This window comes from Nostoc paludosum FACHB-159, assembly GCF_014698835.1.
Taxonomy (GTDB): domain Bacteria; phylum Cyanobacteriota; class Cyanobacteriia; order Cyanobacteriales; family Nostocaceae; genus Nostoc; species Nostoc paludosum.
In genome coordinates this window covers 441,947-462,858 of record NZ_JACJTU010000001.1, presented here as the reverse complement: position 1 = coordinate 462,858, position 20,912 = coordinate 441,947, and the positions used below count along the sequence as shown (strand labels likewise).

The following is a 20,912-nucleotide window of genomic DNA, read 5'->3' as shown; positions in this document are numbered from 1 at the left end:
GATGTTCTTCTAAAAAAAACCATGTAACATCGGCGCTGAAATTAACCAAGTAATTGCGGATTTGTTTAAGAAATTGTTAACAGTCGCTAGCTTAAAAGCCTTCATAGTGTAATTTAGCCGTTAGTTTTGCCATAGTTTATACCCTAGTTGCTGCCAAATATCCTTATCTTGTTTACCCTGAGATAGATACCAACACTTCTAGATACAGCTTTTAGGTAATTATTTGGTCTGTGAGCGATCGCTATATGGACTCTTCTCACTAGCCAAATCATGCCTCAAAGCGCTAATAGCAGAGCTTTGGAACCTGTTGAATAAAACTAACACAACTAGCACAGCAGGTTTCGTTAACTACTTTGACATTGTTTTGTGAAGCTTATTTTTCGGAAATGTCAGCTTTTGTTGACTTTCTTAACATTTCTTGAGATAATTTCAGGATGTGTAGCGTCAAAATGAAATTAGTTCCGTATAGCAAACTACAAAAGCATAGCCACAAGTCAAATCTCTGTCATGTTTGTTCCTTATAGCTAAACGGGAACACTATCTAAGTGTTAATTTGTGAGTAAAAACCATGAGTGTGAATACGGTGCCTTCTATTAATTACTACTCTCTGGATGTCATCCAAGACGAAGCACGCCGACTGGTGCAAAAGGGAATGGTCAGCCGACAACAGCCAATATATACACTCTGCCAATACATCCCAGCGAGAGAGTGGGTTTGCGTTGAATGTGAATTAGAAAAATGTGACTTTTTGTTACGCGATCGCATTGGTGATTTGATTGGTCGTGAAGAATGGGACAACGACTAATCAATGTTCAATTTCGGATTTGAGATTGGGAGTTTATTTTTGAAGTGTGGATTTCACAATCAATGATTTAACGCCCAATTTGGGATGATCTCTGGCTTTGGGGAAGCATTGCTGAATCTAGAATCTTGCGTTTTTCTTTAATACGGAAACATTAGAGTCTCAAATTATACAATTTTTCAGGTAGGTTTAGGCATTAAAACCAATAGTTTTGGTGCTACAACTTGAGTCTAGTATGTGGATTATCTTACCGGAGCGGTTCCTAATGTTGAACTGTTGCGGTAATTTTTCTAAATGGGCATGGGGCATTGGGCATTGGGCATTGGGCTTTCCAGGGAATGGTAAAAGGGAAAGGGGGAAAGGTTAAATTTATCCCTTTACCCTTTACCCTTTAACTTTTCCCCATCTCCCCATCTCCCTCATCCCACTTGGTCTAAATACTGATTAATATCATCAATGATGCGAGTCAATTCGGCTTCTGTAGTTATGCGGATGTTGATGTTGCGAACAGTCAGTAGGACTTTGGCTGCGAAGGGACTCGGCCAAATATTAGGATTACAGAAAACTTCTAAAAAGACTTCGCCAGTGTAACGATATTCCAGGGGAGGTTGGGGAGCCGCTTTACTGCTGCCAGGAGTGGATTTAGCAGCGACAGCTTTGAGGCCTTCCATTAACCGATCTATTGCTGCCTTTAATTCTCGTGCTGCTTGGGGTGAAAAACTGAAGGACACAGAACCTTCAACTAGGTTGAGTGTTAGAGGAGTTGAAGACATTAGCTTTGTATTAAAACTTCTTGGTAATTACTAATGTTACCTGAATAGGTAGTCTAGGCTCGTGCATTCAGCCTCAAAAGAATCATTGGTTCTGGCGTGCTTTACGTGATATCGAAACTTACGTAGGTTTTGAGGAGAAATGGCATCGTTCGTTTCCAAAGCAAGATATACAACTTCTCGGACAACAAATACAGAATTTCTAGTTTTGCTAACGCTGAGAAAACTTGCTCAAATTCTTTTTGCTAGAATTTGCAGACAAAAAAATTAATATCTATTTGCTATTAACGCTAAATATACGCTCTTATTTGCAAGACTATTACTAATAATTATCAAGGTTTTAGCGTATTTTAGTTAAAAACAATCTCAATAAATTCATATAATTTTAGCAATTATCGAGAGAATTACTTCTTACCGTGTAAGACTTTGATACATTTTATTTGTATCTATTGATGTTTTAAGTTTTACATTAGAAGTCATAGAGCTTGATGTAATAAATAATTTATGACTGCCGATAACCGTGCTGAAGTGCGAAAGGTTTTAATTATCACCCTAATACTCAACCTGTTTGTCATGGGATTAAAAGCAATAGTTGGCTCATGGACAGGTTCTTTGAGTTTATTAGCTGATGCTTTGCATAGTGTGACCGATAGTGCCAACAATGTTTTAGGATTAATTGCGAGTAAATTTTCTTCTCCCCAACCAGATCGCGAGCATCCTTACGGACACAGCAAGTTTGAAGCAGTGGGAGCATTAGGAATCGCAGCCTTTTTAGGAATAGCCTGTTTTGAAATTCTCCAGGGAGCAATTGAGCGAATTCTCAAGGGTGGTGAACCCGTGAGAATATCACCACCTGAGTTGTGGTTATTACTAATTGTGTTGGGTGTAAATATTTTTGTCGCGTTTTACGAACGTGGTGTAGGTAGGCGAGTAGGTAGCCCGATTCTCATTGCGGATTCTACACACACCATGAGCGATATTTGGGTGACAATTTCTGTAATTGGCGGCTTGATCGGAGTTTGGCTGGGTTATCAATGGATGGATGTGGTGTTAGCTTTTCCCGTAGCTTTGTTGGTATTTTGGAGCGGGTGGTCAGTTTTAAAAGAGAATTTGCCTTGGTTGGTGGATCAAATGGCGATCGCACCAGAAGTAATTCATGCGATCGCTACTTCTGTTCCTGGTGTAATCAACTGTCATGATATCGCTTCTCGCGGTGTTCTTGGTCGTCAAGTATTCATTGAAATGCATTTAATTGTAGACGCACCAGATGTACAAACTGCCCACCAAATCACTGAAGAAGTAGAAAGCCGATTGGAAGAACGGTTTCGTCCAGTGAGAATTTTAATTCACGTGGAGCCACCGGGATACAAGTCTGAGCAAATTACCTTTGAGACGAACAGATGAAGGGCAAAGGAGGGCAGCGACGAATAATAACTCCTAACGGAAGCTTCAGAATCTCCGGCTTTCCTCAACAGTCAGCGCTTCCAATGACCAATGACTAATAACCAATTTTTTGTATTAATTATTACAAGAGTTAACTAAATTTGCCACTATGGCCACTAGTTCCCCTGGATCGACTGGCTTAGATACATGCATTTGAAAGCCTGCTTCTAGGGCAGTGTTACGATATTCGCGATCGCCATAGGCAGTTAAGGCGATGGCAGGGAGTTTGCCATAAATATCTGGTTGCAGGGTTCTTATTTTGTGGATGAGAGTGTAACCATCTTCATTAGGCATAGCAATATCACATATCAAGATATCAGGCTGCAATTGGGGTAGTACTTTTAATGCGGCGGCGGCCGATGCAACTGCTGTGACGGATGCTCCATCTGCCTCCAATACAGTTGTAACGTAGAAGCGGCTATCCTCATCATCATCAACTACGAGGATGTTTAAGCCAGCAAGAGGGAGAGGAGATTCCATAACATTTCCATTAACGTTGATAGAATAAAATTTAATTGCTAATGACCTACTTGTTTTACTTTTTCAGTGGCCATATCATTGGTCATTTTACTGCGATCGCGCTTATTTTTCTAGGAAATAACTCAACTCTTTTAGCTATTATTCAATTTACAGCTAATTTTTCTCTGACATTAATCTTCTTGTCTAAATTCATTTACGTAAATAAATTTCATTTTAATTCAGTTACAGTTTCATCAACAAATCTGCTGGCAACAATGTTTAGATAGATTAAATCAAAAATTTGACAACTAAATTCAAAACTATTCTTAGACTGAGGTACATTCCTCAGGCACTAGTCATCCATTGGTACTAAAACGTGAACACTAACGATATTAACATTTCCTTTGAAGTTGATCTGACTAACTGCGATCGAGAACCAATTCATATTCCTGGTTATATTCAACCTCATGGAGTTCTTTTGGCATTAAAAGAACCAGAGTTAACTATCCTTCAGTGCAGCAATAATACTTATTCTTTAATTGGCATAGAACCAGAAGATTTACTAAATAAACCTTTAAGCAATTTTTTGGAATCTGAGCAAATCAATTTTTTGAAAGATTGTTTATCTCAAGACGATTTACAACTTGTCAATCCTCTAGAAATTACCATCAAGGCTGGAATTGAGAATTTACATTATGATGCGATTCTTCATCGGCTAAATCAAATTTTGGTTCTCGAATTAGAACCGACGTTTTTAGAAAAAAGTAATGGGTTTTTTAAATTTTATCATTTAGTTAAACAAGCTATATCTAAATTACAAGTGGCATCAGGTGTCCTAGAACTCACTCAAATTCTTGCTCAAGAAGTCAAAAAAATAACTGGCTTTGAACGAGTGATGATCTATCGGTTTGATGAAGATTGGAATGGTGCTGTAATTGCCGAACAAAAGCCAGAATATCTGACATCTTATTTAGGCTTACACTATCCAGCTTCCGATATTCCCGTACAAGCTAGGCAACTCTACAGCCAAAATTGGCTGCGGCTAATACCGAATGCTGATTATCAACCAGCAGCAATTTTGCCTACAAATAATCCTGTGACTGGGCAGCCTTTAGATTTAAGTAAGTCGGTATTGCGGAGTGTTTCGCCTTTACATATTGAATATATGCATAATATGGGCGTAACGGCATCAATGTCAATTTCCATTATGAAAAACCAAAAATTATGGGGATTAATTGCTTGTCATCATCAATCACCTAAATATGTTCCATATGAAATTCGTAATGCTTGTGAGTTTTTAGGACAAATTACATCTGTAGAACTTAGTGCAAAGGAGGATAGCGAAGATAGCGAATATAAAATTCAGTTGAAATCAGTTCATAGCAAGTTAGTAGAGCATATGTCGGCAGAAAATAACTTTATTGAAGGTTTAATTCAGCATCAACCGAATCTACTAAATCTTGTCAATGCCCAAGGAGCAGTGGTATATTTTGAGAAAGAATATTTTCTAGTCGGCAACACTCCCGAAAAACCAGATATTCAAAATTTAATTGAATGGATTTATCAAAACGTCCAGGAAGAAATTTTTTACACAGATTCACTATCAAAAATTTATCCAGAGGCAGAAAAATTCCGGGATGTAGCTAGTGGCTTGATGGCGCTTTCATTTTCTAAAGTTCAGAAAAACTATGTTTTATGGTTTCGCCCAGAGGTAGTACGAACTGTTAATTGGGGAGGTAACCCACATAAACCTGTGGAAGTAACTGGAAATGGGAATTTGCGTCTATCACCCCGGAAATCCTTTGATTTATGGAAAGAAACGGTGCATTTAAAATCTCTGAGTTGGAAAGCTTGTGAGGTGAATGCAGCACTGGAGTTGAGAAGCGCTATTATTGGTGTGGTGTTGCGAAAAGCAGACGAATTAGCGCAGCTAAATATTGAACTAGAACGTAGTAATAACGAATTGGATGCCTTTGCCTACATTGCTTCCCATGATTTGAAAGAACCACTGCGCGGTATTCATAATTATTCTAATTTCCTAATTGAAGACTACGGCGAAGTTCTCAACGAAGAAGGTAGAGAAAAGTTAAGAACTCTGATTCGTTTGACTCAGCGTATGGAAGATTTAATTGATTCGCTGCTACATTTTTCCCGCTTGGGAAGAGTCGATCTTTCTATGCAGCAGACTGATATTAATAGTGTTGTACAGCGAAATTTAGACTTGTTGAGTGCGCGAATTGAGGAGATGGGCGTAGAAATTCGGATTCCTAGATCCTTACCAACAGTATATTGCGATCGCGTCCAAGTAGGCGAAGTCTTCAATAATTTGATTGCCAACGCTATTAAATACAACGACAAACCCGAAAAATGGATTGAAATTGGCTATATCGAAGCCGCTTCACCTACACCAGTGATATTCTACGTGCGAGATAACGGCATTGGCATTCGAGAAAAACACTTTGAGGCAATTTTCCGCATCTTCAAACGGCTACACGGACCAAGCAAATATGGTGGTGGTACAGGGGCGGGATTGACCATCACAAAAAAAATAGTGGAGCGACATGGCGGTAAAATCTGGGTAGAGTCAACCTACGGCGAAGGTAGTACGTTTTATTTCACGTTACAAGCAGGAGACTGAATTCATGATTGGCAAAACCGCCCAACCTTTGCTGGTGATTGAAGACAGCGACGAAGACTTTGAAGCGTTATGTCGAATCATGCGCCGAGAAGCTGTGATTAACCCCATCTTTCGCTGCACTGATGGCGATGAGGCCCTGGACTTTCTTTACCACACAGGGGCCTACACTGATTCTCAAAAGTTTCCTTGTCCGTCAATTATTTTGCTCGACTTGAATTTACCAGGAACCGATGGGCGAGAAGTTTTAGAGCAAATCAAGCAGGATGGAAGCCTCAAAAATATTCCGGTGGTTGTATTTACCACCTCTTCTAACCCCAAAGATATTGAAGTATGCTATCGATATTGCATTACTAGTTATATTCTAAAACCAATCGACATTAACAGATTGGTACAAACTATTCAAAGTTTCATAACTTATTGGTTAGATATCGTCATTCTCCCTGATACTGTTAGCAAGTAGTCATGGTGCAACCGCTAACTGTTTTAATCATCGATGATTCTCCTGAAGACCGACAGGTTTATCGTCGCTATCTTTTGCAAGACCAAGAACACAGCTACACAATTCTCGAAGCAGAATTGGGAGAAGAAGCGTTGGCATTATGTCAACAATTGCAGCCTAAGGGCATCTTATTAGACTTTCTGCTGCCAGACATGGATGGACTGGAATTTCTAGCAGAATTACAGCAGCAGTCAAAGGGAACTATGCCAGCTGTAATTATGTTAACGGGATATGGCAACGAGTCTATAGCTGTCCAGGCGATGAAAAGCGGCGTCCAAGATTATCTCATCAAGGGACAGACAACAGCACAACGTTTGCGTTCTACTGTCTACTCAGCAATTAAAAACACTCAGTTACGCCAGCAACTACAATGCAGCGAAGAACGTTTTCGCACCTCGGTGGAGAATATGCTCGACTGTTTTGGCATTTACTCAGCTATTCGTAACGATACGGGTGAAATACTTGATTTTTGTGTTGATTATGTAAATGCCGCAGCTTGTGAATTTACTCAGATTAATAAGGAGGAACAGCTTGGCAAAGGACTGTGCGACATCCTCCCGAATTTTCGAGCAAGTGACTTGTTTGATGACTGTTGCCAAGTTGTAGAAACGGGTAATCCTGTGACGAAAGAATCACTCATCTACACTTCAAATTTTGATAGCAACCAGCTGCTAACCAAAACCATCGATATTCGCATCACCAAGATGGGAGATGGGTTTGTTGCTTCCTGGCGGGATGTAACTGAGAAATACCAAGCACAACAACGGTTGCGCTCAAGTCAGCAGTTCATCGAACGCATTGCCGAAACTACTCCGGGAATTTTGTATGTTTACGACTTAGTTAAACAGCAGAGCGTCTACATTAATACTCAGGTTAGTCAATTGCTTGGCTACACTCCAGAGCAAATTCAACAAATGGGAACACAGTTCTTACCCACACTGATGCATCCTGAAGATTTAGCTCGATTTCCTAGCGTATTCCAAGAACTTGGCTCAAGTGAAGAGAACAACATCGTGGAAAATGAATATCGGATGCGACACGCCAATGGAGAATGGCGTTGGTTTTTTAGTAGAGATACGATATTCACCAGAAATCCTGACGGTTCCCCACACCAAATTATCGGTACAAGCTTTGACATTACAGAACGCAAGCAAACTGAGGAACAGCTACGTTTGAGCAACGAACGTTTCCAACTAGCAGCAGCGGCGGTTAATTGCCTAATTTATGACTGGGATGTGGAAAACGACAAAATTGAGAGAACTGAAGGACTAACTAAAATTTTGGGTTACTCCTTAAAGGAGATACCAACAACCCATCAATGGTGGAAAGAGCAAATTCATCCAGAAGATCGAGAGCGTTTAAACGCTCAGTTCCACAGTATTATCTCTGCCAATCAAAATCACTATAGCGTTGAATATCGGGCACGACACAAAGACCAAAAATATCGATATGTGCTCGATCAAGGGTTAATTACACGAGATGCTAATGGCCGGGTAATTAGGACAGTGGGTAGTATGACAGATATTAGCGATGCCTATCGGCAAGCTACGCAACGCAAACGTGCTGAAGTCGCTTTGCAAGAAAGTGAAGCTAAGTTCCGCCGCATTGTCGAATCTAATATAGTTGGCATTTATTTCGGTGACTTCAGCGGTGGAATTTATGAAGCAAATGACGCTTTCTTAGAAACTTTCGGTTACACTCGCGAAGATTTAGCAGCCGGAATCATCCACTGGGATTCCATGACACCACCAGAATATCAAACCCTCGACCAACAAAAAATTCAAGAACTCGAAGTCTCTGGTGTTTGCACTCCTTTCGAGAAGGAATATCTTCACAAAAATGGGACTCGAATTCCAGTTTTACTGGGAATTGCCCGGATAGAAAGCACAAACAACAACGGTTATAGCGTCTGTTTCGTTCTCGACCTTACCCAACGCAAACGCACTGAAATAGCACTGCGCCAAAGCGAGGAACGCTACCGCTACTTATCCAATGCCATGCCACAGCTTGTCTGGATCTGCAATGCCCAGGGCGAATGCGAATATGTCAACGAACGCTGGTATGAATTTACTGGGCAACGGGCTGAAAATGCGATGGGGTTTGGCTGGACAAAAGTTATCCATCCAGAGGACATTGAAGCAGCTATGGCAGGATGGACTCAAGCCTTGCAAACAGGCGAACTTTACCAACAGGAAATCCGCTATCAAAAACGCGATGGTAGCTCTTCTTGGCATTTAGTACGAGGTGTGCCCATCAAGAACGAACAAGGAAGTATCATCCAGTGGTTTGGCACGAGTACAGATATTGACGATCGCAAACACTTAGAAGCCGAACGCAACCAACTTTTGCAACTAGAGCAAGCCGCCCGCACCCAAGCTGAAGCTGCTAACCGCACTAAAGATGAGTTTGTGGCAATGGTTTCCCACGATCTGCGCTCTCCACTCAATGCCATTCTCGGTTGGGTACAACTCCTGCGGACTCGCAAATTCGATGCAGCCAACCTCGCTAAAGCTCTAGAGACCATCGAACGCAATGCCAGGTCTCAAGAAAAACTCCTCGAAGATTTGCTGAATATGTCTCGCATCCTCCAAGGTAAGCTACAGCTTGAGGTCAGCCAAGTGAATCTGGGAGTAGTTGTAGGCGCAGCAATTGAAACTGCTTATCCATCCGCTAATACCAAAAATATTCGTTTACAGTCCAAAATTGACCGCTCAATTTCCCCAATTTCTGGTGATATCAATCGTTTGCTGCAAGTTCTCGGCAATTTACTCGCTAACGCTATCAAATTCACCCCGCCAGGGGGACAAGTAGAAATTAGTTTGTTTCGTAATGGCTCTCATGCCCAAATTACAGTCAGCGATACAGGTATCGGTATTAGCCCGGAGTTTCTGCCCTACGTTTTTGAACGCTATCATCAAGGACATTCGACTCACAAACAAGGTGGCTTGGGACTGGGTTTGGCGATCGCCCGTCATTTGGTTGAATTACATGGCGGCTCGATTCAAGTTGCTAGTCCTGGCATTGGACAAGGAGCTACTTTTTCCATCAAGCTACCGTTGTAAAAATTAAAAATTTATAGTTTGATTTATATTTTTAACTTGGCATTAATCAAAATAGTTATAGCAGTAGCCAATAATAACCAAGAATTTGAATACATCAAAAAAGCCTGTAATTAGTCAACTGCTCAAACAAACTAAACTCCTTGTTTTATTGAGAATTATTCGCATGAAATTAACATAACTTAATTAAATTTATAAATTTTATGAACTTTTGGCACTGGAATTCAGAAGGTATATAATGTTATTCCATGATTTGATCTCTTGCTGATACGCCTGGATAAAAGCGATCGCTAATAATATTCTCCAATGAATATAAACATTGTTCCGAGAAAGTTGACAGCGGCAAATTTGTTTCACCTGATGCTAAATCTCTAGCATTTTCATAAGCTTCCTGGAGTAATTCAGCCAAACAAGGCTTTAAGCTAGGATTTTCATTCAACAACTTCAGAGTCTCCCGCCTTTGCACGCGAATTGTAGCTAACCAACTGCGACTACGTTGTTCTGGTTGATATTCCCACTTCAGCAAATGTCCAATTAAGATACTGAGGCGATTTCTCAATTCTTGGCGTTCTTTTCTGCCCAAGGATTCAATTTCCTCAATTAAATTGGACAAATCCAATTGGCTCCATTGGTGATGACGCAATAAGTTAGCCTGTTGTTGAGTCCAAGCGTGGAAATCAGTTTCATAAAGGTTTTGGTTCGCACTTTTCGCTGTTTGCCCTATTTGTGGTGTCTGCATGGTGGGATCAAAACCTGGCGATGTTTTCCCAATTCTAGTATTTAGTCAAAGGGAAAGAAAAACTTATCTTCCCCTTACCAAAAACTAAATTATTCCCACTCAATGGTTCCAGGCGGCTTGGAGGTGATGTCATAAACCACTCGATTCACACCTTTTACTTCATTCACAATCCGAGTGGAAATTACTTCGAGTACATCGTAAGGCACTCTTGCCCAATCAGCAGTCATGCCATCTTCACTGGTGACAATCCGCAAAACGATAGGATAAGCGTAGGTACGTTGATCTCCCATGACGCCAACGCTGCGAATTGGCAGCAACACCGCAAATGCTTGCCAAAAGCTATGATACAAGCCTCGTTGGTTAATTTCTTGCCGCACAATTAAATCAGCATCGCGCAAAATATTTAAGCGTTCGGCGGTGACTTCACCCAAAATCCGAATTGCCAAACCGGGCCCTGGGAAAGGTTGGCGTTGGACAATTTCTTCTGGTAAACCAATGGAACGCCCAACTTTGCGGACTTCATCTTTAAATAGTTTCCGCAGTGGTTCCACTAATTTAAATCTTAAGTCTTTGGGTAAACCACCGACATTGTGATGGCTCTTAATTTTCACTGCTACGCGTTCGCCAGTTTGGGGATCGACGTTGGTATCAGCAGATTCGATCACATCTGGATAAAGAGTCCCTTGAGCCAGATAATCAAAGTGACCGAGGCGTTTTGATGTTTCTTCAAATACGCGAATGAATTCGTGACCAATGCGGCGACGTTTTTCTTCGGGATCTGTAACACCAGAAATAGCGGTTAAAAAGCGATCGCGAGCATTCACGTATTCTACAGGAATATGAAACTGCTCTTGGAACAGCTTCACCAATCGCTCTGGCTCGTACTTCCGCATAAAGCCTTGGTCGATAAACACGCAAGTCAGTTGCTCCCCAATGGCTTTATATAACAAGAAAGCCAAAGTCGAAGAATCCACACCTCCAGACAATGCCAACAACACCCGCTTCTCGCCAACTCTGGCGCGAATTTCCCGAATTGCTTCTTCTACAAAAGCTGCTGTTGTCCAAGTAGGTTCGCAATCGCAGATATGGTAGACAAAATTCCGAATTAATGCTAAGCCACCAACTGAATGCACTACCTCTGGATGGAACTGCACGCCGTAAAGTTTCCTTTCGTGGTCGGCAATGGCAGCACAGGGTGTATTTTCGGTATGCGCCAGCAATTCAAACCCCGGTGGCATTTGGGTAACTGAGTCTCCGTGACTCATCCACATCGTGGTACCGTCTTCAACATTGGTGAGCAAATCGGTGGGATCGTCTATATATAATGATGCTTTGCCATATTCACCCCGGTCAGCCTTTGCCACTTCCCCACCGAGTTGATTTACCATCAGCTGCATCCCATAGCAAACACCCAAGATAGGTATTCCCAAATTCCAGATTTCTGGGTCACAATGGGGAGCTTTATCGCCATAAACTGAACTCGGTCCGCCAGAAAGGATAATTCCTTTAGGATTGAGTTGGCGCAAATGTGCAGAACTAGTGCGATAAGACAAAACTTCAGAGTATACTTGAGTCTCGCGGATGCGACGGGCAATCAGCTCGGAATATTGGGAGCCGAAGTCCAAAATCACAATCAATTGGCGATTCAGCTGCCCAAAGTTTTCTAATGTTTGGGGAGCTTGTTCTGTTGGTAGAGACACCGCTGTATTCATGACGGGGAAAATTATGTCTATGAAGGATAAATTGATGCCCTGGGATCTTTCTAGCTTGATGCTATTATTCAGCCTGGGCAGGCTGATAATGGTATAAAGAACCTTGACAAACGCTTATTTATATGCGTTTATCTATTTCCTGAATTGGAGATGGTATTAGAAGGATAAACTTACCCGAAAGTGATTACTTAAAAGATTATTTATGTGAATTGTTTACGATTATTCATAATAAGTTAACATAATTTTCCCATTAACAGACCAGCAGTTTGACTCTTCACAATAATTTTGCGATCGCGATCAAACAGGGCCGAGCCACAGACTGTAACTGCTGTGCCCCTTTGGCTATGGCTTTGGATGTATTCTTGAGAACGGACATCAATAGTTTCAGCGATCGCACTGTAAACTTGATTTACCCAATTGCTACCTGTGGCAGCGTCTAGGGATCGTAAGTATTTTAATGCGGCTTCGGCGGTAGGGCTGTGAAATACAGCTTGGATATCTGATGATTGTAAACCAGCGATCGCACAATGGGCTGCTAAAATTTCCCGGCGTCCATCAGCTAGGTGGTGATGGGTGTGAAAAATCCCGCCTGCTAACTTCATCAGCTTCCCGTGATAGCCAAATAATAAGATTTCTTTCACACCCAGCACATCAGCTTCTACTAGCATTGGGCCAAGCCAGTTAGCAGTTTTCACCAATTGTTCGGGATTAATCCCTAGCTGACGCGCTAAATCTAGGCCATTCTCCCCAATACAAAATACCAAACTCTCAAAACCACTGGCTTTATTTTGTAATTCAGCTCGAAAAGCTGCAAGTTGGTCTGATGTACTCAAAGGTTGGGAAATGCCAGTTGTGCCTAAAAGGGAAAGTCCTTCAACCACACCAAAAGCAGAATTGGAAGTGCGAACAGCAAGCGATCGCCCTTCGGGTAAAATAATCGTCACCGTGATTTTTTCCCCAGCTGCCAACATTCGTTGCAAATTCTCTTGCAACAGCCTGCGAGCATAAGCATAAATAGCCGGCTTATCCTCAGCATTGGTCTGTCTGCCAATGCCTTCCCCACCTTGAATAATTACAGCGTCTTCTCCCTCTTCTCGCCATTCCACCATTGCCCAAATCGGTGTATCTTTGGTCAGGTCAAGATTATCACCAGGGTCACTACGAGTAATTGCTAAAGCTGTATTTTCAGATAGCCCTGCTACCTGTTCAATGGGGATTTCTGCGATTTGATTTGGTTCAATTAGATCTATGGATGCTGTGGTTAAAGGTAGGCGATCGTGTAACCAGTGTAAAGCAGCAACGGCCGCAGCGCAGGCAAAGACGGGAAGTGTGTATCCAGAACGGGACATTTTGTAAATTCAAAAATCAAAATAATTCTTCAAAATTGTTCGCGTAGCGTCTCCTACAGAAGACAATTTCAGATGGCAATTTAGATCCAACTGTAGTTTGCTTCTCTCAGGGTAACGTTCCCGCTCATCGGACGCAGATGATTTGTGCCCCTCAGCGATTGCTTTGCGGCGTTCTGGTGCAACGGGATTATTAGGCTGCGGTTATTCAACAAGGGGTTAACTGGGGGAATTCTCAATAGGACGTTTAGTTGCTTCTTCAGCACGCATCTTTCTAAATCTGTCTCGAATCTTTTGTAAATCTTCTTCGGTTTTAACTGCGTCTAAATCTTCAATTAACTCCTCAGCTTGCACAATATATCCTGGGTAAAACGCTATCTTCTCTTGAACGTTATAAAGCTTTTGAACGCTAAGCAGTGCTGTAGATATTAGACCTAACCATGCCGCAGCACTCACGCCCAAAGGGTTTGCCCAAGGATTTTGTGAGTCTTTGAATACAGGGCTAGTGCCACTAATAGCAATCAAAATAGTCAATATAATGGAAGCGCCTATGATTGTGTTATTTGTGTACTGATTACGCTTAAAACGAGCTTCGTATGAATCTCTGTATCGTTCTATTCTTTTCTTCAAATCTCCGGGCTTAAGACTATCCATCTCAGGCGACATTTTTCTCCTCACTTTTACCGTTTATCGTTGCAAGTCCAAAACTAGCAGGTTTTAAAACATCTTCTTAGATCGCACCGGGAGAGCAGTTTGGGAACTCTGACTCAGATAATATAGCTAGACTATAAATATGAGAACAGGAATGATGAAAGAGCTATGCTTAAGAACTCCTCAATCATTAGTGCATCACCCGAAATTATGGGCGGGACTCCGGTTTTTACTGGTACGCGGGTTCCTGTGCAGACGCTTCTTGACTATCTAATGGCGGGAGAGTCAATTGATGATTTTTTAGACGGCTTCCCAACTGTAACTAGAAAGCAAGTCCTTGGATTCCTAGAAGAAGCTGGAAGACAGGTCATAGCTATGGTGGCATAATATGAGGCTGCTTCTAGATGAGTGTATCGATCGCAAATTTGCGAGAGAATTTTCTGGCTACGAGGTGAAAACAGTTCCACAGATGGGATGGGCGGGAGTCAAAAATGGTCAACTTCTTGCCCTCGCTGAGACAGAGTTTGATGTTTTCATCACAGTCGATCGCAACTTATCGTTTCAACAGAATTTACCACAGTTCAATATTGCGGTAATTGTTTTGCAGGCATAATCCAACCGATTAGCAGATCTAAAGCCTCTGGCATCGCGGGTTTTAGCTATTCTAAGTATAGTAACTAAAGGGCAAGCTACGATAGTCAGTGAGTAAATACAAATTGTAATTAGTTACACTCCCACCTCTGAGAATAGAACTTGCATAGCTTCCCAAGAAACTCCTTGTTGAATATAGCGAGGGGCTTCCGGATTGTATGGACTAGCTACTCGGTCAATATTGAGAATAATTGCCTCATCTGGCAGAACGGGCACATCTGGATCGAATGCTGTTGGGTGCATCAAAGAACTGGAAAAACCTTTGAAAACAGCGATTGTATCTTGCTCTCCAGCAATTTCTACTGTTACCAGTAAGACTTCTTGGGGTCGTCTAGCGGTATATTGTTCCAGTCGCTTGCCAATGGAATCCATTTTTAGAATTTTAAATTTTCAGATTATTGAGGTGTAGCTGTGCGTCCCTGCTTGCCTAGCTTAATCAGGACAAAATAGCTTAAGTAAAGCACATAAATTACTAAACTAGTTATGCCAAGAAAACCTAAGAACTCAGCTTTGCTATTAGCATGAAAATATTCTTTAAACATTAACGGAGCCTCGAACCAGACGCGACAATAGGGTGTTTTGAGCGCACTGGCAGAAAAAGCGCAATTTAAAAAAAGTGTAGAAGCTACTGCGCCTAAAAGACAATAAACAGTAGTCGCCCAGCGCCAAGAAGTAAAAATGAACTTTAAAGATCCAGTGGTTTGATACTCAATTTCATCATTGATATCCACCCAAAACCATAGCGAAATCGGGATCAAAATCTGAGCCATCAATGCAGAAATAAAGCTAACTGGATACTGGGCAATCATCAGATAAATAGTGATTGCTAGCAGGCTTGATACTCGCCAGTATATAGCTAATAACCGTTGTACGCCTTCTGCTTTTTGGACAAATGCCCAAATCAGCAGAATCAGTGGAATAATTACCAAAAATAATACTGCCAGTCGATAATCAATCCAGACAAAAGGGCGAAACCAAACATTAAAATCCATAGTTTTTCTCAAATTATAATTGAAGGAAAATTCACCAATTCAGATGGCTTGTGTTTTGATAGAACATTTCTAATCAAAAGCGAAGATCCATAACCGATAGAAATCTACGTTGGAAACTGAAAATTTCAGTTTCAGAGAGTAGGCACTAGGGAGTATAAATTTCTAAATTACGCAAATGACATATAAATTTGTATGAGAAATTTTTGTTCAAGTCAATCAACTCTGACATACTTCTAAGCTATTAACTATAGCAATTGTATCCTAGTTGTCAAAATTACTTTTTTAACAAACCACTAAGGATGCAAAGAAGCAAAATACGTAGAAAGAGAATTTCATTACCTCAAGGATAATCCTAGCTTGGATGCTATGGATTCATTTGCATTAATGCGATCGCTTCCCAATCTATGCGGCTGAAAGTTTTTACGTATAACACTTTAAAGACTGTACTATAAAATACATTTGTAGGGGCGCACAAATGCACGCCCCTACAAATAGTTGATTTGTTACAAAAATTTTTGCAATCCGTATTACAGAATGAAATTTTGTAACTTAGCTAATTGATTTTCTGGAATTTTTTTATTTGCCAAAACACCAAGGAACTCGAAGATTCTAAATTTTGATTTTTTACCTACTTATATGTAGTAGTATCAGGGAAAGTTGGAAAACTTACCCAGCACCTATACATTTGCTAGTTTTAGACAAAACCCCAAGTTTTCTAGGGTGTAAAACTTTACTTCCCAAATAAGAATGCTTACCTCTAGATCTTTCACCAATTCTCTATCTTTTGGCTCAAGATAATGAAAAGGCGAGAGTGCCATTTTATAAGGGTAGTGACTGTAAGGCGCAATATATCACTAAATAGATCTTAAGTTGCCTGCTGACTAAACAAAAAATTCACTTGCCTCAATTTCTAATCGTCGTAAACTCGGCATTCAATTGCTTCTGGGTTATCATCACAATACTGTTCCAAAGAGTTTTTTGGTTTGCTTTGGCGTTGGTGAGAAGCTTCGGCTTGCAATTCTTCTACTGCATCCCAAGCAGCAGCACACTCTGGTGAGTTGCTACCGTTAACATCACAGACAGTACGTGCCTGTTCTACTTCTTGTTGGATTTGTTCTTGGATGCCGTTTTTTGCTGTTTCTTGAATGTTTGTCATTGTTTTAGTCTCGTTGTGTGTTGTTAGTACTAGTATAGAAAGACTTCAAAAATGGCAGTTTTTGGTTTTATTACTAACCATTTTAACCACTTAGCTGATAATTAAGTTAGCGTTTGAGTCTATTGATTTCTAATCAATACAGCAAAGTGTGACATTTATAATGTATCCATCTTTATTTTTTAAGATTTTTTGGAATCAGTACTATAGATAGATAATCATACAATATATTTAGATGCATGTATTAGGGAATGACAACCCCGGTTTGCTGGGATGGTGAATACAAACAACTGGGGTCAACTCTTCTAGGATGCAATTCTTCCCAAAATGAAAAATCAAAAACTACTAGCCTAAAAGCAAAAGAAGCCCAAAACTCATGGCAGACCAAATGCAGTGGGCAAACGCCCTATCAACCCATCATTCATTGGAAGCCGCAGTCGCAGATGTGGTACAACGAGCCGTCTCCTTGTTAACAGCACCTGCGGATTTAGGGCTGGTATTCATTTCGTCTGCTTTTACGAGTGAGTATTCTCGACTATTACCTTTGTTGGCTGAGAAGCTTTCTGTGCCAGTGCTAATTGGCTGTAGTGGTGGTGGTGTAATTGGGACAACAGTTAGCGGAGAAACCCAAGAACTAGAAGCTGAACCAGCTATCAGTCTGACTTTAGCGCACCTTCCAGGGGTGCAGGTTCAGGTATTTCATGTTGTTGCTGAAGAATTACCTGACTTGGATAGTTCCCCAGATGCTTGGCTTGATTTAGTTGGTGTACCACCCTACCCCACACCCCAGTTCATTTTGCTTTCTAGTTCCTTTGCTTCTGGAATCAATGATTTGTTGCAGGGGCTGGATTTTGCTTATCCAGGATCGGTAATAGTGGGGGGGCAAGCTAGTGGCGGGGGTATGGGCGGTCGTGTTGCCTTATTTTGTAAGGACGACTATGGCGATTTGGGTCAAAGCTTGTATCGTGAAGGAACTATTGGCATAGCTTTGACTGGGAATATTATTTTGGAAACGATTGTCGCCCAAGGATGCAGGCCTATTGGCAAACCGTTGCAAGTCACCAAAGCCGATCGCAATATCATTCTAGAGTTAGATGAACAAGTGCCTTTAATAGTATTAAGAGATTTGATTGCCAGTCTCAGCGAACAGGAACGGACTTTAGCACAGCACTCTTTGTTTGTGGGTGTGGCAATGGATGAATTTAAGCTAGCTTTACAACAGGGAGACTTTTTAATTCGCGGTATTCTCGGTGTCGATCCTACAGCAGGAGCGATCGCAATTGGCGATCGCGTTCGTCCCGGCCAAAGGCTGCAATTCCACCTCCGCGATGCCCAAGCCTCCGCCGAAGACTTAGAATTACTCCTCCAAAGTTATCAAGACCAACGTAACTCCGAACCCTCTGCCGCAGCTGCTTTGATGTTTGCCTGTCTTGGAAGAGGTGAAGGGCTATATGGTAAACCCAATTTTGATTCTGAATTATTTAGGCGCTATATCAAAGATATTCCCGTAGGCGGCTTTTTCTGTGGCGGTGAAATCGGCCCTGTTGGCGGTAGAACCTTCTTACACGCCTATACTTCAGCATTTGGAATTTGTCGGCAAAATCAGTTGTGAATTAGGAGTTAGGAGTTAGGAGTTGGGAGTTAGGAGTTAGGAGTTAGGAGTTAGGAGTTAGGAGTTAGGATTTGGGAGTTAGGATTTGGGAGTTGGGAGTTAGGAGTTAGGATTTGGGAGTTTAAATATCTAACTCTTCACTCGTGACTCCTGACTCCTCACTTCTTATTTTTAACTCCTCACTCCTCACTCCTCACTCCTAACTTTTAACTACTTATTCCTATCCAGCAAAAGTGTACTGTTATTATCAATCATAGTCAGGGTTCCACCTGTGGCGATGCCTGGGTTGGGCTGTGAAGCACCGTAAGTTTGAATGTAGCGGCGCACTTCTTGGGGAAAATGGGGGTAGTCTAACACAGCATCACCATCGGCAATAGTCGCCCAGAAGTCACGCAAACTAGGGGCTAATTCTTTTGCCTGCGATAGTGGTAAGTTTAATGGAGAGTGAGTTAGTAGTTTGATTAAAAAGGGGAAAGAGCGATCGGCCATCCACTGGCGTGATGACTGTTGCAAGTTGGGAAAATCAGGCACTGACTCTACCCTATGGGATAATATTTGCAACCATTCTCTACCTTGGCGATCGCGACGAAATTCTAGCACCCGATAAGGATGAGGATAGCTAACTAAAGAGCCGGTGGTAATATCATATACGCCTTTATCGTAAGCAACATCCTGAACGTGTAAATGCCCAGTAAACACTAGCTTGACTCCGTAGCGCCTGAGTAACTGCAACAATTGGGCGGAATTCGCCAGCATATAGCGATTTGCTAGTGGGTGACGGGATTGATTGGGTAAATGCTCAACCACATTATGATGCACCATCACCAAAATTAATTCATCACTACATGCCGCCAGCACTTCTTCTAACCAACGTAGCTGTTTGCTATCCAAACATCCTACCTGTTCGCCTTGGTCGTTAAAAGAGTTAGAATTCAGTCCAATTAGTTTGACTCCAGGTAGCAACTCACGAATGTAGTAAATCTGTCGTGGATCTTCATAGCCACACTTGGTGTAATAGTAGGGAAAATCTGCAAAAGCAATTGATTGTTCATTGGCCGACATCACGGGAACATCATGATTGCCAGGAACAACATAGACGGGAAAAGGTAGCTGCGCTAAGCGTTGTTGCAACCAAGCGTGATTTTCTCTTTCGCCGTGCTGGGTTAAATCTCCTGGCAACAACAGGAAGTCTAAATCGAGTTGTGTCAAATGTTCTAGTACACTTTCAAATGCTGAAATACTCACTTCCACAAGATGAAACCGACTAGGATGATTCCAGATTGTGTGGGGAAGTGCTAGGTGTAAGTCACTGACGATCGCAAACCGAAAATTGAGAGTCATCGATTTAGGAAAATGTTAAAAGGAGGAGCTAAAACAAGTCTTTTCCAAAAAGTATAACCCTTACTCAATCTTCCTGCTCAGCAGTGCGCCTATTTAACATTTGTACACATTGAGCATCGATTCCACGCTATAGTAACAATTAACTTGAAGACTTATGAGATACATTTAATCTGTAAAAATCAAAAAATTTGATTACTAAAAATTACGTAGCTTGCTTCTCGCCAGAGGCGAGTATTACAAATTACGAATTACAAACAAGGAGAAGAAATTTTGGCAGCAGTTCGAGTCCGCCAGCATGTTAATCCACTTGCCCAAAAGTATCAGACACCAGTAAGTCCTCTTGACTGGGAAAAAGTTTATGCAAAGCCAAATCAATCTCTACATTTAGATATTGGCTGTGCTAAAGGACTTTTTTTATTGAATATGTCCAAGATAGAACCAAACTGGAATTTTTTGGGCTTAGAAATTCGGGAACCGCTGGTGGTGGAAGCGAATAAGTTGCGTTCTCAGTTAGGTTTAACAAATTTGCATTATTTATTTTGCAATGTAAATAATTCCTTGGAATCGCTTTTATCTTCCCTACCTCCAGAAAGTTTACAGCGGGTGACAATTCAATTTCCCGATCCTTGGTTTAAAACCCGCCATGCTAAACGTCGTGTAGTCCAACCAGAACTAGTAGCAGAATTAGCTAATTATCTTGCAGTTGGGGGGGTTGTATTTCTGCAATCAGATATGGAGTTTGTGGCTATGGAAATGCGCGATCGCTTTGCTGCTCACCCAGCTTATCAGAAAGTTGGTACAGAAGAATGGCTAGCCGAAAACCCGCTACCAGTGCCCACAGAACGAGAAATATATACTCAAAACAAGGGTGAACCTGTTTATCGGGCTTTGTTTGTCAGACGAGAAGTTGGGAATCAGGAAGAATGACAGCGCCGTCTCCAGACAAAAAAGTTTTCAGGGCATAAATGTTTTAGTTGCTGCTCAAAATTTGAATTGCTGCGTAGGCGTAGCCAGCCGTAGGCATCGCTTTTGGCTTGAATAGAGG

19 protein-coding genes are annotated in these 20,912 nt (G+C 41.5%); 9 read left to right on the top strand and 10 right to left on the bottom strand.

Translation table 11 applies throughout. The annotated features are described in order from the left end of the window. The first annotated feature begins 568 nt into the window (after positions 1 to 568). Positions 569 to 805, top strand: coding sequence for a DUF4327 family protein (locus tag H6H03_RS01980; protein WP_096537447.1), 237 nt, complete (start codon positions 569 to 571; stop codon positions 803 to 805). A 416-nt stretch (positions 806 to 1,221) separates the two neighbouring features. On the opposite strand, the gene H6H03_RS01975 is transcribed toward H6H03_RS01980, so the two are convergent. Further along, positions 1,222 to 1,575, bottom strand: coding sequence for a hypothetical protein (locus H6H03_RS01975; RefSeq protein ID WP_190953419.1), 354 nt, complete (start codon positions 1,573 to 1,575; stop codon positions 1,222 to 1,224). Positions 1,576 to 2,076: 501 nt separating this feature from the next. Here H6H03_RS01975 and H6H03_RS01970 point away from each other — a divergent pair. Next, positions 2,077 to 2,976: a cation diffusion facilitator family transporter gene (locus tag H6H03_RS01970; RefSeq protein ID WP_190953417.1), complete on the top strand. Its 900-nt coding sequence runs from the start codon at positions 2,077 to 2,079 to the stop codon at positions 2,974 to 2,976. Positions 2,977 to 3,090: 114 nt separating this feature from the next. Here the strand turns inward: H6H03_RS01970 and H6H03_RS01965 are convergent, their stop codons facing one another. Then, positions 3,091 to 3,495, bottom strand: coding sequence for a response regulator (locus tag H6H03_RS01965; RefSeq protein WP_190953415.1), 405 nt, complete (start codon positions 3,493 to 3,495; stop codon positions 3,091 to 3,093). Positions 3,496 to 3,850: 355 nt separating this feature from the next. Between H6H03_RS01965 and H6H03_RS01960 the strand changes: the two genes are divergently transcribed. The 3 genes from H6H03_RS01960 to H6H03_RS01950 are packed head-to-tail and all read left to right on the top strand — an operon-like array spanning position 3,851 to position 9,673. Beyond that, on the top strand, positions 3,851 to 6,112 hold the full coding sequence (locus tag H6H03_RS01960) for an ATP-binding protein (protein ID WP_190953413.1): 2,262 nt from the start codon (positions 3,851 to 3,853) through the stop codon (positions 6,110 to 6,112). A gap of 4 nt (positions 6,113 to 6,116) precedes the next feature. After that, entirely contained in the window at positions 6,117 to 6,572 is a 456-nt protein-coding gene (locus H6H03_RS01955) for a response regulator (protein WP_190953411.1), read from the top strand. Between the two features lie 2 nt (positions 6,573 to 6,574). Then, a complete protein-coding gene (locus H6H03_RS01950) occupies positions 6,575 to 9,673 on the top strand; it encodes a PAS domain S-box protein (RefSeq protein WP_190953409.1) in 3,099 nt (1,032 codons plus the stop codon). A gap of 238 nt (positions 9,674 to 9,911) precedes the next feature. Here the strand turns inward: H6H03_RS01950 and H6H03_RS01945 are convergent, their stop codons facing one another. From H6H03_RS01945 to H6H03_RS01930, 4 genes are all read right to left on the bottom strand, one after another. Continuing rightward, positions 9,912 to 10,409: a DUF29 domain-containing protein gene (locus H6H03_RS01945; protein ID WP_190953408.1), complete on the bottom strand. Its 498-nt coding sequence runs from the start codon at positions 10,407 to 10,409 to the stop codon at positions 9,912 to 9,914. A gap of 89 nt (positions 10,410 to 10,498) precedes the next feature. After that, entirely contained in the window at positions 10,499 to 12,121 is a 1,623-nt protein-coding gene (guaA, locus tag H6H03_RS01940) for a glutamine-hydrolyzing GMP synthase (RefSeq protein WP_190953406.1), read from the bottom strand. 233 nt (positions 12,122 to 12,354) lie between these two features. Next, complete coding sequence (gene cbiD, locus H6H03_RS01935; RefSeq protein WP_190953404.1) at positions 12,355 to 13,470, bottom strand: cobalt-precorrin-5B (C(1))-methyltransferase CbiD; 1,116 nt, start codon at positions 13,468 to 13,470, stop codon at positions 12,355 to 12,357. Positions 13,471 to 13,686: 216 nt separating this feature from the next. After that, on the bottom strand, positions 13,687 to 14,121 hold the full coding sequence (locus H6H03_RS01930) for a hypothetical protein (protein ID WP_242065730.1): 435 nt from the start codon (positions 14,119 to 14,121) through the stop codon (positions 13,687 to 13,689). 165 nt (positions 14,122 to 14,286) lie between these two features. Between H6H03_RS01930 and H6H03_RS01925 the strand changes: the two genes are divergently transcribed. Then, entirely contained in the window at positions 14,287 to 14,505 is a 219-nt protein-coding gene (locus H6H03_RS01925) for a DUF433 domain-containing protein (protein WP_190882849.1), read from the top strand. Position 14,506: 1 nt separating this feature from the next. Further along, positions 14,507 to 14,731: a DUF5615 family PIN-like protein gene (locus H6H03_RS01920; RefSeq protein ID WP_242057690.1), complete on the top strand. Its 225-nt coding sequence runs from the start codon at positions 14,507 to 14,509 to the stop codon at positions 14,729 to 14,731. A gap of 113 nt (positions 14,732 to 14,844) precedes the next feature. Here H6H03_RS01920 and H6H03_RS01915 read toward each other — a convergent pair whose 3' ends face one another. The 3 genes from H6H03_RS01915 to H6H03_RS01905 all read right to left on the bottom strand — a co-directional run bounded on the left by H6H03_RS01915 (position 14,845) and on the right by H6H03_RS01905 (position 16,917). Continuing rightward, positions 14,845 to 15,141, bottom strand: a complete 297-nt coding sequence (locus tag H6H03_RS01915; protein ID WP_190953400.1) for a DUF7734 family protein — start codon at positions 15,139 to 15,141, stop codon at positions 14,845 to 14,847. A gap of 23 nt (positions 15,142 to 15,164) precedes the next feature. Next, entirely contained in the window at positions 15,165 to 15,761 is a 597-nt protein-coding gene (locus H6H03_RS01910) for a DUF3177 family protein (RefSeq protein ID WP_190953398.1), read from the bottom strand. A 910-nt stretch (positions 15,762 to 16,671) separates the two neighbouring features. Beyond that, a complete protein-coding gene (locus tag H6H03_RS01905; RefSeq protein WP_190953396.1) occupies positions 16,672 to 16,917 on the bottom strand; it encodes a Calvin cycle protein CP12 in 246 nt (81 codons plus the stop codon). 373 nt (positions 16,918 to 17,290) lie between these two features. On the opposite strand from H6H03_RS01905, the gene H6H03_RS01900 reads away from it, so the two are divergent. Next, positions 17,291 to 18,526, top strand: coding sequence for an FIST signal transduction protein (locus H6H03_RS01900; protein WP_190953395.1), 1,236 nt, complete (start codon positions 17,291 to 17,293; stop codon positions 18,524 to 18,526). A gap of 210 nt (positions 18,527 to 18,736) precedes the next feature. Here H6H03_RS01900 and H6H03_RS01895 read toward each other — a convergent pair whose 3' ends face one another. After that, positions 18,737 to 19,867 carry a metallophosphoesterase family protein gene (locus H6H03_RS01895; RefSeq protein ID WP_190953393.1) on the bottom strand — a complete coding sequence of 377 codons (1,131 nt, stop codon included), beginning with the start codon at positions 19,865 to 19,867 and terminating at the stop codon, positions 18,737 to 18,739. 270 nt (positions 19,868 to 20,137) lie between these two features. Between H6H03_RS01895 and trmB the strand changes: the two genes are divergently transcribed. Continuing rightward, entirely contained in the window at positions 20,138 to 20,794 is a 657-nt protein-coding gene (gene trmB, locus H6H03_RS01890) for a tRNA (guanosine(46)-N7)-methyltransferase TrmB (RefSeq protein ID WP_190953391.1), read from the top strand. Positions 20,795 to 20,912: the final 118 nt, after the last annotated feature.